Source organism: Flavobacterium cheonanense (assembly GCF_039539185.1).
Classification (GTDB): domain Bacteria; phylum Bacteroidota; class Bacteroidia; order Flavobacteriales; family Flavobacteriaceae; genus Flavobacterium; species Flavobacterium cheonanense.
Genome location: NZ_BAABCT010000001.1, coordinates 506,388 through 526,401, shown reverse-complemented (window position 1 = coordinate 526,401; position 20,014 = coordinate 506,388). Strand labels below are relative to the sequence as shown.

Genomic DNA, 20,014 nt, shown 5'->3' with positions numbered 1-20,014 from the left:
TTTTTTAATCAAAATTTTGTCCATTGATGATAACAAATCAGACTGAAAGATTGAATTTTGCCTCTACTAAAAACATTCCTCAATATCCAGATTTTCTGGATGTTCAGGTTAAATCGTTTCAAGATTTTTTCCAATTGGAAACCAAATCTGACGAAAGAGGCAACGAAGGTTTATACAATACCTTCATGGAAAATTTTCCAATTACTGATACAAGAAACCAATTTGTATTAGAATTCCTTGATTACTTTGTTGATCCACCACGTTACACTATTCAAGAGTGTATCGAAAGAGGTTTAACTTATAGTGTACCTCTTAAAGCACGCCTTAAATTATATTGTACAGATCCAGAACATGAGGATTTTGAAACTATAGTTCAAGACGTTTATTTAGGTACGATTCCTTACATGACGCCTAGCGGAACATTTGTTATAAATGGTGCTGAGCGTGTAGTAGTTTCGCAATTACACCGTTCTCCGGGAGTTTTCTTTGGTCAATCGTTCCATGCAAATGGTACTAAATTGTATTCTGCCAGAGTAATTCCTTTTAAAGGTTCTTGGATAGAATTTGCTACAGATATCAATAACGTAATGTATGCGTACATTGATAGAAAGAAAAAATTACCTGTAACAACTCTTTTACGTGCTATCGGATTTGAAAGAGATAAAGACATTCTTGAGATATTTGATCTTGCAGAAGAAATCAAAGTTTCAAAAACAGGTCTTAAAAAATACGTTGGTAGAAAATTAGCTGCGAGAGTATTGAATACTTGGCACGAAGATTTCGTGGATGAGGATACTGGAGAGGTTGTTTCTATTGAGCGTAACGAAATTATTTTAGATCGTGACACTATCTTAGATAAAGATAATGTAGAAGAAATTCTTGACGCTGATGTGAAAGTAATCTTGTTACACAAGGAGGAAAATAATCAAGTTGATTATGCTATCATCCACAATACATTACAAAAAGATCCAACAAACTCTGAAAAAGAGGCTGTTGAACACATATATAGACAATTACGTAACGCTGAACCGCCTGATGAGGAAACGGCTCGTGGTATTATTGATAAATTGTTCTTCTCTGACCAACGTTATAACTTAGGTGAAGTAGGTCGTTATAGAATGAACAAAAAGTTAAACCTTGATATTCCAATGGAAAAACAAGTTTTAACTAAAGAAGATATCATTACTATCATTAAATATTTGATCGAATTAATCAATGCGAAAGCAGATATTGATGATATTGATCACTTATCAAACCGTCGTGTAAGAACAGTTGGTGAACAACTTTCTCAACAATTTGGTGTTGGTTTAGCACGTATGGCTAGAACTATTCGTGAAAGAATGAACGTTAGAGATAACGAGGTGTTTACACCTATCGATTTGATTAATGCTAAAACATTATCATCGGTAATCAACTCTTTCTTTGGGACTAACCAGTTATCTCAATTTATGGATCAAACCAATCCATTAGCCGAGATTACACACAAAAGAAGATTATCAGCACTTGGACCAGGTGGACTTTCTAGAGAAAGAGCTGGTTTCGAGGTTCGTGACGTTCACTATACTCACTACGGAAGACTTTGTCCAATTGAAACTCCTGAGGGACCAAACATTGGATTGATTTCATCTCTTGGTGTTTATGCGAAAGTTAACGGAATGGGATTCATCGAAACTCCTTACCGTAAGGTAACAAATGGAGTTGTTGATTTAGAATCTACACCTACATATTTAAGCGCAGAAGAAGAAGAAGGTAAAATGATTGCTCAAGCAAACATCGAAATGGATGCTAAAGGAGCTATCACTGCTGATACAGTTATTGCTCGTGAAGAAGGTGATTTCCCAGTTGTAAAACCAACTGAAATTCATTATACTGACGTTGCACCAAATCAGATTGCTTCTATTTCAGCTTCATTAATTCCTTTCTTGGAGCATGATGATGCGAACCGTGCGTTGATGGGATCAAACATGATGCGTCAAGCCGTTCCATTATTACGTCCAGAAGCTCCAATCGTTGGAACTGGTCTTGAAAGACAAGTTGCTTCTGATTCAAGAGTATTGATTAATGCTGAAGGAAACGGAACTGTTGAGTATGTTGATGCTAATATGATTACTATCAAATACGACAGAACTGAAGAAGAAAGAATGGTAAGTTTTGACCCAGATGAAAAAACATACCAATTAATTAAATTTAGAAAAACGAATCAAAGTACTTCTATTAACTTGAAACCAATCGTAAGAAAAGGTGATAGAGTTCAATTAGGTCAAGTTCTTTGTGAAGGATATGCGACTCAAAACGGAGAATTAGCTATCGGTAGAAACCTTAAAGTAGCATTTATGCCATGGAAAGGATACAATTTCGAGGATGCGATTGTAATCTCTGAAAAAGTGGTTCGTGATGATATTTTTACATCAATCCACGTAGATGATTATTCATTAGAAGTTAGAGATACAAAATTAGGTAATGAAGAGTTAACTAATGATATTCCTAACGTTTCTGAAGAAGCTACTAAAGATTTAGATGAAAACGGAATGATTAGAATTGGAGCTGAAGTTAAACCTGGCGACATCCTAATCGGAAAAATTACACCAAAAGGAGAATCAGATCCAACTCCAGAAGAAAAACTTTTGAGAGCTATCTTCGGTGATAAAGCTGGTGATGTAAAAGATGCTTCATTAAAAGCGTCTCCTTCATTACACGGTGTAGTTTTAGATAAAAAATTATTTGCAAGAGCAGTAAAAGACAAACGTAAACGTACAAAAGACAAAGACGATTTGACTGCTTTAGAAATGGAATTCGAAACTAAATTTGTTGATTTAAAAGACAGATTAATCGAGAAACTTTTTGTTATTGTTGACGGAAAAACATCGCAAGGTGTTATGAACGATTTAGGAGAAGAAGTTTTACCAAAAGGTAAAAAATATTCTAAAAAAATGCTTCAATCTGTTGAGGATTTCGCTCACTTAACAAAAGGGCAATGGGTTGCTGATGATGATACTAACCGTTTGGTTAATGATTTGATTCACAACTACAAAATCAAGTTGAACGATTTACAAGGAGCTTTACGTAGAGAAAAATTCACTATTACTGTTGGAGATGAATTACCAGCTGGAATCTTGAAATTAGCGAAAGTTTATATCGCTAAAAAACGTAAATTAAAAGTTGGGGATAAAATGGCAGGACGTCACGGTAACAAAGGTATTGTTGCTCGTATTGTTCGTCATGAAGATATGCCTTTCCTTGAAGATGGAACTCCAGTTGATATCGTATTGAATCCACTTGGTGTACCTTCTCGTATGAACATTGGTCAGATTTATGAAACTGTTCTTGGATGGGCAGGACAAAAATTAGGTCGTAAATATGCAACTCCAATCTTTGATGGTGCAACTTTAGATCAAATCAATGAATTAACAGACGAAGCAGGAATCCCAAGATTTGGTCATACTTATTTATATGACGGAGGAACAGGAGAACGTTTCCACCAAGCAGCAACAGTTGGAGTTATCTATATGTTGAAACTTGGACACATGGTTGACGATAAAATGCACGCTCGTTCTATCGGACCATACTCACTTATCACGCAACAACCACTTGGAGGTAAAGCTCAATTTGGAGGTCAACGTTTTGGAGAGATGGAGGTTTGGGCTCTTGAGGCTTATGGTGCTTCAAGTACTTTAAGAGAAATCTTAACTGTTAAATCGGATGACGTAATTGGTAGAGCTAAAACTTACGAAGCAATCGTTAAGGGTGAAACTATGCCAGAACCAGGATTGCCAGAATCATTCAATGTATTAATGCATGAATTGAAAGGTCTTGGATTAGACATTAGATTAGAAGAATAATTATAGTAAACAGTCACAGTCACAGTTTACAGTGTAACAACTGAAAACTGTGACTGAAAACTGAAAACTTTTTCAAAAACAAGTTTTTAAAGATTTATACCCGTAAACCGTTCCGATTTTTTATAGATTTTATTTATAACTAGCACCTCCAAATTTTAGATTTGAGGTTTAGAGAAGTAATTCGAGGTAGTAACTTAATGGTTTTTTTAGTAATTAGTAAAAGTAAATAGTAATTAGTAAGAATAGATATTTTAATATTCAACAGCTCATCACTTATCACTTATCACTCATCACTTCGAAACTATAAATCTAAGTTCAATTAATAGTAGTAAATCAATAGTAAAAACTATGATGAATAATAGAAATAACAAAGACAACAAGCAAAACACCATTAAGAGATTTAATAAAATCACTATTGGATTGGCTTCACCAGAATCAATTTTGGCAGAATCTCGTGGCGAGGTTTTGAAACCAGAAACGATTAATTACAGAACTCACAAACCAGAACGTGATGGTCTTTTTTGTGAAAGGATTTTCGGTCCAGTAAAAGATTTTGAGTGTGCTTGTGGAAAATATAAAAGAATTCGCTACAAAGGAATCGTATGTGACCGTTGTGGTGTTGAAGTAACAGAGAAAAAAGTACGTCGTGATAGAGTAGGACACATCAACCTTGTTGTGCCTATTGCTCATATTTGGTATTTCCGTTCACTTCCAAACAAAATAGGATACATTCTTGGATTACCATCTAAAAAATTAGATATGATTATCTACTACGAAAGATATGTAGTAATCCAAGCAGGTATTGCAAAAAATGTTGATGGTGAATCATTACAAAGATTGGATTTCTTAACAGAAGAAGAGTACCTAAATATTTTAGATACACTTCCGATGGAAAATCAATATTTAGATGATAACGATCCTAATAAATTCATCGCTAAAATGGGTGCTGAATGTATTATGGATTTATTAGCTAGAACAGATTTAGATGCACTTTCTTATGAATTAAGACATAGTGCAAACAATGAAACTTCTAAACAAAGAAAAACAGAAGCATTAAAAAGATTACAAGTTGTTGAATCATTCCGTGATTCTAATTTGAATAGAGAGAACCGTCCAGAATGGATGATTCTTAAAGTTGTACCAGTTATTCCACCAGAATTGCGTCCATTAGTGCCACTTGATGGTGGTCGTTTCGCAACTTCAGATTTGAATGACTTGTACCGTAGAGTTATCATCAGAAACAACCGTTTGAAAAGATTAATGGAAATCAAAGCTCCAGAAGTTATCTTAAGAAACGAAAAACGTATGTTGCAAGAATCAGTAGATTCATTATTTGATAACACTCGTAAAGCTTCTGCTGTTAAAACTGAATCAAACAGACCATTAAAATCTTTATCTGACTCATTAAAAGGTAAACAAGGTCGTTTCCGTCAAAACTTACTTGGAAAACGTGTGGATTATTCTGCTCGTTCGGTAATTGTTGTTGGACCAGAAATGAAATTGTTCGAATGTGGTCTTCCTAAAGATATGGCTGCTGAACTATACAAACCATTCGTTATTCGTAAGTTAATCGAAAGAGGGATTGTTAAAACAGTTAAGTCGGCTAAAAAAATAATTGACAAAAAAGAGCCAGTAGTTTGGGATATCTTAGAAAATGTAATTAAAGGACATCCAGTATTACTGAATCGTGCTCCTACCTTACACAGACTTGGTATACAAGCTTTCCAACCAAAATTAATTGAAGGAAAAGCTATCCAATTACACCCATTAGTATGTACGGCGTTCAACGCGGATTTTGATGGTGACCAGATGGCGGTTCACTTGCCACTTGGACCAGAGGCTATTTTGGAAGCACAATTATTAATGTTAGCTTCTCATAATATCTTGAATCCAGCAAATGGTGCTCCAATTACAGTACCTTCTCAAGACATGGTACTAGGTCTATATTATATGACCAAAGAGCGTTTGTCAACTCCAGAGCATCCAATTTTAGGTCAAGATTTAACTTTCTACTCTGCAGAAGAAGTAAATATTGCTTTGAATGAAGGTAGATTAGAATTGAATGCTCGTGTGAAAGTACGTGCTAAAGATTTTAATGAAAATGGTGAGTTAGTTTACAAAGTTATTCAAACAACTGCAGGTAGAGTACTTTTCAACGAAGTAGTTCCTCCAGCAGCTGGATATATAAATGAAGTATTAACTAAAAAATCTTTGCGTGATATTATTGGAAAAATCCTTGCAGTAACTGATGTTCCTACAACGGCAGCTTTCCTTGATAACATGAAAGATATGGGTTATAAATTTGCCTTTAAAGGTGGTTTATCGTTCTCATTAGGTGATATTAGAATTCCTGAGCAAAAAACTAAATTAATTGCTGATGCTCGTGTTCAAGTAGAAGGTATTTCTATGAACTATAATATGGGGCTTATCACAAATAACGAACGTTACAATCAGGTTATTGATATTTGGACTTCTGCAAATGCTCAATTAACAGAATTAGCAATGAAAAATATTAGAGAAGACCAACAAGGTTTCAACTCTGTATATATGATGCTTGACTCTGGAGCGCGTGGATCTAAAGAACAAATACGTCAGTTAACTGGTATGCGTGGTTTGATGGCTAAGCCTAAAAAATCTACTGCTGGTGGTGGTGAAATTATTGAAAATCCAATTCTTTCAAACTTTAAAGAAGGTCTTTCTATCCTTGAGTACTTTATTTCTACTCACGGTGCGCGTAAAGGTCTTGCGGATACGGCTCTTAAAACTGCCGATGCTGGTTACTTAACTCGTAGATTACATGACGTTTCTCAAGACGTAATTGTAAACTCTGTAGATTGTGGTACTTTAAGAGGAATTGAAGTTTCTGCTTTAAAGAAAAATGAAGAAATTGTTGAAACATTAGGAGAAAGAATTTTAGGACGTGTAGCATTACAAGACGTTATCAATCCTCTTGATTCTAATATATTAGTTCATGCAGGTGAGCAAATTACTGAAGCTATCGTTAAAGCTATTGAAGAATCTCCAATTGAAAAAGTGGAAGTACGTTCTCCTCTAGTTTGTGAAGCTAAAAAAGGTATTTGTGCTAAATGTTACGGAAGAAACTTAGCAACTGGAAAAATGACTCAAAAAGGTGAAGCTGTTGGTGTTATTGCTGCACAGTCAATTGGAGAGCCAGGAACACAGTTAACACTTCGTACATTCCACGTTGGTGGAGTTGCAGGAGGAGTTTCTGAAGAATCAAGCATTATTGCAAGATTTGGTGGAAAACTAGAAATTGAAGATTTAAAAACTGTTGTTGGTGAAGATGCTGATGGAAACAAAGTAGATATCGTAGTTTCTCGTTCAACAGAATTAAAATTAATTGATGTTAAAACTGGAATCCTTTTAAGTACTCATTACATTCCTTATGGTTCTGTTATCAGCGTAAAAGATGGTGACGTAGTTGAAAAAGGAGCTGCAATTTGTAAATGGGATCCATATAATGGTGTAATTGTTTCTGAATTTACAGGAAAAATTGCTTACGAAGATTTAGAACAAGGACAATCATTCCAAGTTGAAATCGATGAGCAAACAGGTTTCCAAGAAAAAGTAATTTCTGAAGGAAGAAATAAAAAATTAATTCCAACATTATTAGTTTATGGTAAAGATGGAGAACTTATTCGTTCTTACAACTTGCCAGTTGGAGCTCACCTTATGGTAGAAGATGGAGAGAAAATTAAAGCAGGTAAAATCCTTGTGAAAATTCCTCGTCGTTCTTCTAAAGCAGGTGATATTACCGGAGGTTTACCAAGAATTACAGAGTTGTTAGAAGCTCGTAATCCTTCTAATCCTGCTGTAGTTTCAGAAATTGATGGAGTTGTTTCTTTCGGAAAAATTAAGAGAGGTAACCGTGAAATCATCATCGAATCTAAATTTGGTGAGGTTAAGAAATATTTAGTGAAATTATCTAGTCAAATTCTTGTTCAAGAAAATGACTTCGTAAAAGCTGGAGTTCCTTTATCTGATGGCGCAATTACTCCAGACGATATTTTAAGAATTCAAGGTCCATCTGCTGTTCAACAGTACTTGGTTAACGAAATTCAAGAAGTTTACCGTCTTCAAGGTGTAAAAATCAATGATAAACACTTTGAGGTTGTTATTCGTCAAATGATGCGTAAAGTAAGAGTTGAAGATCCAGGAGATACATTATTCTTAGAAGAACAATTAATTCACACAAGTGATTTTATCGTTGAAAATGATAAATTATACGGAATGAAAGTGGTTGAAGATGCTGGAGATTCAGATAATCTTAAACCAGGTCAAATCATTTCTCCACGTGAATTAAGAGATGAAAATTCATTATTGAAACGTAATGATAAAAATTTAGTTGTAGCTCGTGATGTTATTACAGCTACTGCAACTCCTGTATTACAAGGTATTACAAGAGCTTCGCTTCAAACTAAATCATTCATTTCTGCAGCATCGTTCCAAGAAACAACAAAAGTATTGAATGAAGCAGCTGTTGCTGGTAAAGTAGATACTTTAGAAGGATTGAAAGAAAATGTAATCGTTGGACACAGAATTCCAGCTGGTACAGGTATGAGAGATTACGATCACATCATAGTTGGATCAAAAGAGGATTACAATGAGTTAATGGCGAATAAAGAAGAATATATTTATTAATCATGAGTGATAATAATCAACCACAACCGGGACAAATAAACATTGAGCTTGATGAAAAAGTTGCTGAAGGAATTTATTCTAATTTAGCAATAATCAATCATTCTCCATCAGAATTTGTTTTAGATTTTGTGACCATCATGCCAGGTGTTCCAAAATCAAAAGTAAAATCGAGAATTATTTTAACTCCTCAACATGCTAAAAGGTTTCTTAAAGCACTGGGAGAAAACATTCACCGATTTGAAGTGGCTCATGGCGAAATAAAAGATTCCGAGCAACCGCCAATTCCTTTAAATTTTGGTCCAACAGGACAAGCTTAATAAATTAAAACTCCTCAAGAAATTGAGGAGTTTTTTTTTATGTGTTTTCTATTCTAAAACCGATTAAAAACCGATTTAACCGATGAACGTGATTGTTGATAAATGTTAACAAAAAGCTAACATAAAACATACGTTTTGAGAGGTTTAGTTTTTAACTTTGTACTTCAAAATCAAAAAAAATCATAATTTTATGAAAAAACATTTACAAGTTATTAATTCAATAAAAATGCTATTTTACAGCTTAGCATTTTTATTATTGCTTTTTCCCTCTAAAGGATTTGCTCAGTTATTAACTGAAGATTTTAGTTACTCTACTACCGGTGACATAACTACATCTTCAGCTGGGGTTTGGACTGCTCATAGCGGAACAACAAATTATCCACAATATACCAATAGTGGATTGACCTATTCAGGTTTTTCAGGTTCAAATGTTGGAGGAGCAATGACAATAAGTACTTCAGGTACTGCAGATGTCAATAGAGTTTTTACTAATCAAACATCTGGGATTGTTTATGCTTCTTTTTTAGTAAATATATCCGGAGTAACTACGACTGGTGATTACTTTGCTCATTTTGGACAAACTAGTGTAGGTACAACTTTTGTTGGAAGACTTTTTGTTAGAAGAGATGCTTCAAATAACTTGTCTTTTGGGTTGTCTAAATCAGCTGCAATTGGAAGTGCAACTTTTACTCCTTATAGTTATTCATTGAATACTACATATTTAATTGTTTTAAAATATTCAATAAATTCAGGAACTAATAACGATACAGTTGCAATTTATCTTAATCCTGTGCTTAATGGTATTGAGCCAGGTTCAACTACAATATCTGCCGCAGATAGCTCTGCTGCCGACCTAGCCTCTGGAGTTGGAAGTATTGCTTTTAGACAAGCTGGAGGAAATACACCTAATGCAACAATTGATGGAATTAGGGTAGGATTAACTTGGGCTAGTATTTTACCATCATCTGCTTCAATCTCAGGAGCTACAACTGCAACAGCTTTCACAACAACATACGGAACAGCTTCTACAGAACAATCCTTTGCGGTTTCAGGTACAGATTTGTCTGCAAATTTAGTTGCAACTGCACCAACAGGTTTTGAAGTTTCTAATGACGGAGCCACCTATGGTGCTACAACTTCATTTCCACAAATTTCTGGAAGTGCAAGTGGTACTTTAAGAATTAGATTAAAAGCTGATGCTTCTGTCGTTGGTACTTATGATTCACAAAATATTGTTCTTTCAAGTACTGGAGCAACTCCTGTAAATATTACTACATCATCAACTGGAAACATTGTTTCTCCAGCTACGATTACTATCACAGCAAATAATCAAAATGTTGCTTTTGGAACACCTGTAGCAAATGTTATTGCTTTAGGTTCTTACACTCCTTCAGGATTTGTTAATAGTGAAAATGCATCTGTAATTAGTGGTTCTGCATCTTATACAACGTCTTATACTGATACTACTCCAGCGGCTACTTCGGGTGTTACTATTACTCCAGATGTATCATTGTTAACAGCTACAAATTATAGTTTTTTGGCTGCTGATGGAACTATCTCAATTACCTCTTCGCCAACACCTTCAATTACTAGTGGATTAACTTTTAGTTCAGTATATGGAACTGTTGCTTCAATTTATACAATAACAGCTTCTGAATCACCAACTAGTTATAGTGCATCTGGTTTGCCAGGTGGATTGACTTTAAATACTTCAAATGGTGAAATTTCAGGAACACCAACAGCTACTCCTGGTGCTTATAATGTTTTGATTTCTGCCTCTAATGGTGCTGGTGCTGGTGATAGTCAAACTTTAGTTTATACAATTACAGCTAAAGAATTAACAATTAGTGGTGCTATTGCAGATAATAAAATTTATGATAGAACTAATGTCGCTACAATTTCAGGATCTACTTTAGTAGGTGTATTTGGTAGTGATGATGTGTCAGTTTCAAATTCTGGAACTTTTGCAACTATAAATGTTTCAAATGGCGTTTCAGTTACTTCAACTCAAACATTAAGTGGTTTGGATGCAGGAAAGTATAGTTTGACTTTACCTACAGGATTAATGGCGGATATTACTGCTAAAGAAGTGACTATTTCTGGTGCAGCTGCACAAAACAAATCTTTTGACGGAAATACAACTGCTACTATAACAGGTACATTAAATGGAGTAATAGCTCCAGATACAGTAACTTTAACTCTATCAGGTACATTTGCTAGTTCAGCAATTGGAACTGGAATTGCTGTTACATCAACTTCTACAATTGGAGGTGCAAATTCTGGAAACTATTCTTTGACTCAGCCAACAGGTTTGACTGCGAATATCACTGTGCCATCAGTTCCTTTATTACAATGGAATACTTTTTCAAATTTAGGAACTGAAACTACTGAACCAAGTGCTACCAATGATGCTAATATGTTATCATCTGATTTGAATTTTACTGGAAGTACAGTAGTGCCAGCCACTAATGGAAGTCGTTTCGGAGGAACATGGGGAACAGTTGCAGCAGTAACTACAGATAAATATATTCAATTTACTGCTACACCTACAACAGGTTATTTATTTACTCCTACTTCATTTGTTTTTATTTGGGATAGATCTTCTACAGGTCCTTCTAGTGTTGCTTTGAGATCTTCAGCTGATGGTTTTGCATCTGATTTAGGTGTAATAACAGGTTTATCTACAGGTGGTTCAAGTACATCAACTTTTAGAACAATTACAATTTCAGGGTTAACAGCTTTGTCAAGCTCTACTACTTTTAGATTGTATGGATATACTTCTACCGGAGGAACAGGTGGTTTTGACTGTGCTTCTTCTCAAAATAATGTTGTTTTAAATGGATATACAGAATTAGCTCCACCTCCAGCTATTGCTACTTCAGGAACTTTGTCTGCACTATCAACTGTTTACGGAACACCATCTTCAGAAACTTCTTTCTCTGTTTCTGGAACTTTCATGCAAGCTGGAATTTTAGTAACACCTCCTTCTGGATATGAAGTTTCCTTATCATCAGGTTCTGGTTTTGCTTCTTCAGTTACTGTTGGTGCAGCTGGAACTATTTCTTCAACACCAGTTTATGTGCGTTTAAGCGCTATAGCATCTGTTATTAATTCTCCTTATTCTGGAGATATAGTATTGTCTAGTTCTAATGCCACTTCTGTAAATGTAGCAACTGTTTCAAGTACGGTTTCTGCTAAGGAATTAACAGTGTCTGGATTAACTGCTAATAATAAAGTTTTTGATGGAAATACAGCTGCGACTTTATCAGGAACAGGTTCTTTAGTTGGTGTAATCAATAGCGATGCGGTTTCTTTAAATGGAACACCAGTTGGAACTTTCGCAAGTTCTGCTGTTGCAAATGCAGTTGCTGTTTCAGTAACTGGATACTCAATCAGTGGAGCAGGTTCTGCTAATTATTACCTTACTCAGCCTTCTTTAGTAGCTGATATTACAAGTGAGCCTTCACCAGTAATCTCTAGTGTTTTAACAGCATCTGCTACATATGGTCTTTCGGCTGAAACATACACAATAACTGCTTCAGAGTCGCCATCAAGTTTTAATGCTACTGGTTTACCTGCAGGATTATCTGTAAATACTTCTAATGGTGAAATTACTGGAACACCAACAGGATTACCTGGATTGTATACAGTTACTATTTCTGCTACAAATGGTGGAGGAACAGGTATAGCAACTTTAAATTATACAATTTTAGCTAAAGAGCTGACTATTTCAGGTGCTGTGGCTAATAACAAAATTTATAATAAATTAAATAATGCAATAATTTCAGGTTACACTTTAGTGGGTGTTGTAGGTACTGATGATGTTACCGTTTCTAATACTGGTACTTTTGCTTCAGTTGATGTAGCAAACGGTATTGTAGTTTCATCTACGCAAACTTTAAGCGGTGCAGATATTGCAAAATACACACTAACACTTCCATCAGGATTGTTTGCTGACATTACTCCTAGAGCACTAACAGTAACTGGAGCAATTGCTCAGAACAAACCTTTTGACGGAAATACTAATGCTACAATAACAGGTACTTTAACTGGAATTATTTCTGGTGATGTTGTTACATTAATCGGAACAGGAACTTTCGCTTCTTCTGCTGTAGCTAATGGAGTTGCTGTAACTTCAACTTCAACATTAGGTGGAGCAAGTGCAGGAAATTACTCATTAACTCAGCCAACAGGTCTTATTGCAAACATTACTCCACCTGCAATCTTACAATGGAATACCTTTGGTAATACTGGAAATGAAACAACTGAGCCAAGTACATACAATAATCCTAATGTAACTTCTGCAAATCTTACACAAGGAACTATTGCTGTAACAGGTAATGCAAATCGTTTTGGAGGTACCGGTTGGTTTAATACAGGTAATACTGCTGGAGGAAATACACTTTCTGAAGCTGTTGCTGGAAACGATTATATTCAATTTGTAGTTACGCCTAACTCAGGATATACTTTCACACCAACATCTTTCTCTTTTATTTGGGATTTTTCTGGAACTGGTCCAAGATCAGTAGCTCTTAGATCTTCTGCTGATGGATTTACAAATGATATTGGAACTCTTATTAACATGACTGCTAGTGCAACAGCTATAAAAACTATCCCTATTACAAGTTTAACAAATGTGTCTTCAACAACAACATTCAGACTTTATGGATTTGGAGCAACAGCTACTGGAGGTACAGGAGGATTCGATACGAATTCAAATCAAAATAATGTTATTTTGTATGGAACTACTGCAGAGTTAACTGGTCCAACTGCATCAGTTATATCTGGAACTACTTCTATTTGTGAAGGTGATAGCGCTGCTATTTCGGTAACCTTAACAGGAGGAACAAGTCCATTTACAATTGAATATACTGATGGAACTACTGTATTTACCGAAAGTAACTATATCAGTGGAACAAATATTATTGTTTCACCATTAATTACTTCAACTTATACTATAGTGTCAGTTACAGATAGCTTAGCGTTAACAGGAACTGGAAATAGTGGTTCTGCTGTAATAACTTTGTTGCCAAATTTAACTTATTATGTTGATAATGATGGTGATGGTTATGGCGATCCATTAGCTCCAACTTTTCAATCTTGTGTTCCTTTCCCAGGTTATGTAACTTTAGGAACAGATTGTAACGATGCTAATGCAGCTATAAATCCAGGAGCAGTTGATGTTTGTTACGATGGAATCGACAACGATTGTAATGGTATTATCGACAATGCTTGTTCGCCAATTGTAGGTTCATTACCAGCAGGAACATGCGGTACAACTCTTGCAGGTTGGTACTCAACTGTTACAGCAAACTGGACTAATTTTGCTCAAGGATATAGATTCAGAATCACTAAAGTAGATATGAATACTAATTTACCAATTGCTGCACCAGTTATCATTGACAGACCTGTAAATAATATTTCTTTGGCTAACGTTCCAGGAACTACTTACAATTCAAGATATATGTTTGAGATTGCAGTACGATACAACAACGTGTGGCAACCGTTCTTTGGACCTGCTTGTTACTTAAACACACCAAATCCTGTTTCAACAATTGGAGCTCAATGTGGAAGTACATTAACAGCTATGAACCAATGGATAAATGCAGGAGCTGTTTCTAATGTTACTGCTTATAGATTTAGAGTTACAAGAGTAATTGCAGGAATTCCAACAGGAGCTTCTCAAGAAACTACGCAGCCATCTAATAAGTTTAATATGACTCAATTGTCCGGTATCTTGTTTGCTAGTACTTACAGAGTAGAAGTTTCATTAAGAAATACTGACGGTACCTTCTTACCTTATGGTACACCATGTGATATCAATACACCAGCTTATCCTACTACACAAGTAAGAACAGTTCAATGTAATAACTATCAAGTTACAAGTAACTCTGAGTTAATTATTGCAGACGGAGTTAATGGAGCAATTATGTACCGATTTAGAGTTTACAATGGAGTTGACTATGATACATTCTACGACAACCAGTTTAACAGATTTACATTAAACAACTTCCCAGGATTAATTCCAAACGGAGCCATTTATTCTGTACAAGTAGCGGTTAGGTTACCAAATGAGACTAGTTTTGGTCCATACAGTAAAGCATGTACCATCAAGACTCCACTGCAAGCAAGAGCTATTGCATCAGATGTTCAATTAGAAGTAGTAAATGTATTTGAAGCTTTAGCTTATCCAAACCCATTTGCAGAAAACTTCAAGTTGGATGTGAAAACTAATAGCGAAGCTAACATTCAAGTTAGAGTTTACGACATGATAGGAAAACTAGTTGAAGATAAAATGATAAACGCTTCTGATATTCAAAACTTTGAATTAGGAAACCAATATCCATCAGGAGTTTACAATGTAATTGTATCTCAAGAGTCTAACACTAAAACACTACGTGTTATTAAAAGATAGTTTTTAAACAAGAACTAAATAGTTTAAAACCTCCTCAGGAAACTGAGGAGGTTTTTTTTATTGATGAAAGTTTATAAAAAGTAGATAAATACATTTAAAATACCCATTTGTAGGGATTTATAGTATTAAATATTGAATCAATTTTGTAAAGTCATTTAAACCCTTATATTATGAAAAACTTTATTCAATTGAAGTGGTTGATCCACAATTTTAAACAGTTTACTTTTCTTAGTAGACCTATTTTGGATGTACTATATTGTATTTTTCCATTTACGTTTGTTAGTAAATCAACAAATGTTTTGAGAACTTTACAAAGAAGTCAAATGATTGTAATTTTTCTTTTGCTATCAAATTTTTCTTTTGCTCAAATTAATTTTACTAATTCGCAGGCAGCAAATTTAGTTGTTGGTCAAGCAAATTTTACTGCTAATGTTGCTGGTTGTACACAAAGTGGACTTTATGCGCCATCTTATACAGCTATTAGTTCTAAAGGTGTATTAGCAGTCAGTGAGCAAACAGGCGGAAGAGTAAAATTATGGAATCCAACTCCGAGTGCTAATGGAGCTAACGCAAGTATAGTTGTTGGTAAAACAGGATTTACTGATTGTACTAATGTTGGTGCTAATCAATCAACTGTTAGTAATTCTAATGGAGTTGCATTTTCTCCAGATGGAAATAAATTGATAGTAACCGATTTTAGTAATAATAGAGTGTTAATTTGGAATACGATTCCGACTGTTAATGGTCAAAATGCTGATGTGGTATTAGGACAGTCTAATTTTACATCTAATTTTGGCGGAGTTTCTGCTACAGCAATGAATGGGCCAACAGGTGCTTATGTGAGTAGTGACGGCCGATTATTAATTGCGGATAGAGGGAATCACAGAATATTAATTTGGAACAGCATACCAACTACCAATAACAAGCCTGCTGATGTGGTTGTAGGACAAACTGTTTTCAATGCTCCTGGTGGCGGTAGTTCAGCAACTAGCATGGTAAATCCTTGGGGTGTATGTGTTTCTCCTGACGGAAAACTTTTAGTAGCAGATTCAGCTAATAATAGAGTTTTAGTTTGGAATACAATTCCCACTACAAATGGCGCTGCAGCAAATGTTGTAATTGGTCAAACGATAATGGGAACAAATGGATCTGGAACTACATCATCTAATTTAAATGCACCAATTGGAGTAACCGTTTCACCTTCAGGAAAGGTAGCGATTGGTGAATTTGGAAATAGTCGTGTTCTTATTTATAATTCAATTCCAACTGCAAATGGAGCTGCAGCAAATGTGGTTTTAGGTCAAGCCAATTTTACTTCATCTACTGCTTTTTATCCTTCAGGTTCACCAACTAATAATAATATGTTTAGTGTTTATAATGCTTCGTTTGACTTGTATGGAAGATTATATGTTGCTGGTAGAGAAATGAATCGAGTTTTAGTTTTTGGTGCAGCTCCTACAACGCAAGCCAATTTGGGTATTGGAATAACCTCAAATATTTCAACAGCCTGTTTGGGAACAAGCAATACAATTACCATTACTATATCAAATGCAACTGCAACAGCTGCTAGTGGTGTAATTGCAACTGCAAGTTTGCCTGCAGGTTTTACCTATTCTTCTCATACAGCTTCTGGCGGAACATACAATCCAAATTCTGGTTATTGGACAGTTGGAGCTGTGCCAGCAAGTGGTTCTAGAACTTTAACTATTAATGGAATAGCTAACGCTTCAGGAAATTTATCAGCTTATGCTTCAATAATTCAGTCTAATCAATTAGATCCTGTTTTGTCTAATAATGGTGCTAGCGTTTCTTACTCTATAGTAGGAGTAGTGCCACCACCAACTGGAAGTGCCAATCAATCTTTTTGTAATACTGCTACGATTTCTAATTTATCAGTAACTGGTACATCTGTTTTATGGTACGCCAATTCAACATTAGGAAGCCCATTGTCTACCTCATTATCTTTAGTTGATGGAGTAACTTATTATGCGTCTCAAACTATAGGAATTTGTGAGAGCGCAACTCGTTTTCCTGTAACAGTTACAATTCAACCATTGAATACTTATTATCAAGATATTGATGCTGATGGGTATGGAAATCCTCTATCAACAACTAGTTCTTGTGTTTCAGTTGTAGGATATGTCTTGAATAACAATGATTGTAACGACAATCAATTACAATATTTAGATACCGATGGAGATGGATTTGGATCAACCACTCAAGTTGCCTGTGGAGTTTCTAATAATTTAGATACAAACGATAATTTATTAACCTATGTTGATGCCGATAATGACGGATTTGGTTCAACAACATTTGCACCAAGTGGAGTAACTAACAATTTAGATACAAACGACAATTTATTGACTTATGTTGATGCCGATAGCGATGGATTTGGTTCAACAACATTTGCACCAAGTGGAGTAACTAACAATTTAGATACAAACGATAATCTATTAACTTATCTTGATTTTGATGGTGATGGATTTGGTTCAACAACATTAGCGCCAAGTGGAGTAACTAATAGTTTAGATACAAACGATAATTTATTGACTTATGTTGATGCCGATAGCGATGGATTTGGATCAACAGCATTTGCACCAAGTGGAGTAACTAACAATTTAGATACAAACGATAATCTATTAACTTATATTGATTTTGATGGGGATGGGTTTGGTTCAACAACATTAGCGCCAAGTGGAGTAACAAATAATCTAGATTGTAATGATAATCAAATTCAGTATGCTGATTTAGATGCGGATGGTTTTGGTTCAACTACTCAAGTCGCATGCGGCGTTTCTAATAATTTAGATTCAAATGATAATTTATTGACTTACGTTGATGCAGATGGTGATGGATTTGGTTCGACAACATTAGCGCCAAGTGGTGTAACAAATAGTTTAGATACAAACGACAATTTATTGACTTATCTTGATTTTGATAATGACGGTTTTGGTTCTACTACATTAGCTCCAAGTGGAGTAATAAATTCTACCGATTGTAATGATAACGAAGTTCGTTATTTAGATGCAGATAATGATGGATTTGGTTCAGTTGCTATGACTATGGTTGCTTGTGGAGGAAGTTTATTCTCAACAGACTGTAATGATGCAAATGCTGCTATCAATCCAAATGCTATTGATGTTTGCTACGATGGAATCGACAACGATTGTAATGGTATTATTGACAATGCTTGCACACCAATTGTAGGTTCATTACCAGCAGGAACATGTGGTACAACTCTTGCAGGTTGGTTCTCAACTGTTACTGCAAATTGGACTAATTTTGCTCAAGGATATAGATTCAGAATCACTAAAGTAGATATGAATACTAATTTACCAATTGCTGCACCAGTTATCATTGACAGACCAGTAAATAATATTTCATTGGCCAACGTTCCAGGAACAACTTATAACTCAAGATATATGTTTGAGATTGCAGTACGATACAACAACGTATGGCAACCCTTCTTTGGGCCTGCTTGTTACTTAAACACACCAAATCCAGTTTCAACAATTGGCGCACAATGTGGAAGTACATTAACAGCTATGAACCAATGGATAAATGCAGGAGCTGTTTCTAATGTTTCAGCTTATAGATTTAGAGTTACAAGAGTAATTGCAGGTGTTGCAACAGGAACTTCTCAAGAAACTACACAGCCATCTAATAAGTTTAACATGACTCAATTGTCTGGAATCTTGTATGCTAGTACATACAGAGTAGAAGTTTCATTAAGAAATACTGATGGTACTTTCTTACCTTATGGTACACCATGTGATATCAATACACCAGCTTATCCTACTACACAAGTAAGAGCAGTTCAATGTAATAACTATCAAGTTACAAGTAACTCTGAGTTAATTATTGCAGACGGAGTTAATGGAGCAACCATGTACCGATTTAGAGTTTACAATGGAGTTGACTATGATACATTCTACGACAACCAATTCAACAGATTTACATTAAACAACTTCCCAGGATTAATTCCAAACGGAGAAAGTTATTCTGTACAAGTAGCGGTTAGGTTACCAAATGAGCCAAGTTTTGGTCCATACAGTAAAGCATGTACCATCAAAACTCCAATGCAAGCAAGAGCTATTGCATCAGATGTTCAATTAGAAGTAGTAAATGTATTTGAAGCATTAGCTTATCCAAACCCATTTGCAGAAAACTTCAAGTTGGATGTGAAAACTAATAGCGAAGCTAACATTCAAGTTAGAGTTTACGACATGATAGGAAAACTAGTTGAAGATAAAATGATAAATGCTTCTGATATTCAAAACTTTGAATTAGGAAACCAATATCCATCAGGAGTTTACAATGTAATTGTATCTCAAGAGTCTAACACTAAAACACTACGTGTTATTAAAAGATAGTTTTTAAACAAGAACTAAATAGTTTAAAACCACCTCAGGAAACTGAGGAGGTTTTTTTTGCATAAATAGAGTATGTTGATTAAAAAATTATTTAACAGAATCTTTATAAACTTCAAGCCATAAAAAAACCACTCTTTTTGAGTGGTTTTTTTATACTATTTAAAATATTAAGCTTTTTTAGTCACGTTTTTCAATTTATAAAACGCAAAAATTAAACCAAAAAGCAACAATACTATTAATTTACCATTGATTGGAGCAGGAGCAGGATCTCCACCTTCTAGACCTCCACCGCCACCAGTTCCATCATCTTCATCGCCAGGCTGTGCAAACACAACAAAGTCTGAAAGCAGAAAAAATGAAAACAAACAAAATTTATAAAATTTATTCATAACTATACATTAAATCAAG

Annotated in this window: 6 protein-coding genes; 5 read left to right on the top strand and 1 reads right to left on the bottom strand. The window is 35.0% G+C overall.

All coding sequences use genetic code 11. The features are described from left to right. Window positions 1-26: 26 nt before the first annotated feature. From rpoB to ABD766_RS02435, 5 genes are all read left to right on the top strand, one after another. Complete coding sequence (gene rpoB / locus ABD766_RS02455) at window positions 27-3,839, top strand: DNA-directed RNA polymerase subunit beta (RefSeq protein ID WP_344815210.1); 3,813 nt, start codon at window positions 27-29, stop codon at window positions 3,837-3,839. 348 nt (window positions 3,840-4,187) lie between these two features. Further along, window positions 4,188-8,501: a DNA-directed RNA polymerase subunit beta' gene (rpoC, locus tag ABD766_RS02450; RefSeq protein WP_344815209.1), complete on the top strand. Its 4,314-nt coding sequence runs from the start codon at window positions 4,188-4,190 to the stop codon at window positions 8,499-8,501. Window positions 8,502-8,503: 2 nt separating this feature from the next. Beyond that, window positions 8,504-8,818 (top strand): DUF3467 domain-containing protein, encoded by a 315-nt coding sequence (locus tag ABD766_RS02445; protein ID WP_298303737.1) that lies wholly within the window; start codon window positions 8,504-8,506, stop codon window positions 8,816-8,818. Window positions 8,819-9,008: 190 nt separating this feature from the next. Beyond that, window positions 9,009-15,233, top strand: coding sequence for a YDG domain-containing protein (locus ABD766_RS02440; RefSeq protein WP_344815208.1), 6,225 nt, complete (start codon window positions 9,009-9,011; stop codon window positions 15,231-15,233). A 323-nt stretch (window positions 15,234-15,556) separates the two neighbouring features. Then, complete coding sequence (locus ABD766_RS02435) at window positions 15,557-19,606, top strand: T9SS type A sorting domain-containing protein (protein WP_344815207.1); 4,050 nt, start codon at window positions 15,557-15,559, stop codon at window positions 19,604-19,606. A 167-nt stretch (window positions 19,607-19,773) separates the two neighbouring features. On the opposite strand, the gene ABD766_RS02430 is transcribed toward ABD766_RS02435, so the two are convergent. Continuing rightward, on the bottom strand, window positions 19,774-19,995 hold the full coding sequence (locus ABD766_RS02430) for a hypothetical protein (protein WP_344815206.1): 222 nt from the start codon (window positions 19,993-19,995) through the stop codon (window positions 19,774-19,776). Between the last annotated feature and the right edge of the window lie 19 nt (window positions 19,996-20,014).

Bases quoted from the DNA above. Each gene is read 5' to 3' on its own strand.
- rpoB (WP_344815210.1), top strand. From the start codon at position 27: ATGATAACAAATCAGACTGAAAGATTGAATTTTGCCTCTACTAAAAAC.
- rpoC (WP_344815209.1), top strand. From the start codon at position 4,188: ATGATGAATAATAGAAATAACAAAGACAACAAGCAAAACACCATTAAG.
- ABD766_RS02445 (WP_298303737.1), top strand. From the start codon at position 8,504: ATGAGTGATAATAATCAACCACAACCGGGACAAATAAACATTGAGCTT.
- ABD766_RS02440 (WP_344815208.1), top strand. From the start codon at position 9,009: ATGAAAAAACATTTACAAGTTATTAATTCAATAAAAATGCTATTTTAC.
- ABD766_RS02435 (WP_344815207.1), top strand. From the start codon at position 15,557: ATGATTGTAATTTTTCTTTTGCTATCAAATTTTTCTTTTGCTCAAATT.
- ABD766_RS02430 (WP_344815206.1), bottom strand. From the start codon at position 19,995: ATGAATAAATTTTATAAATTTTGTTTGTTTTCATTTTTTCTGCTTTCA.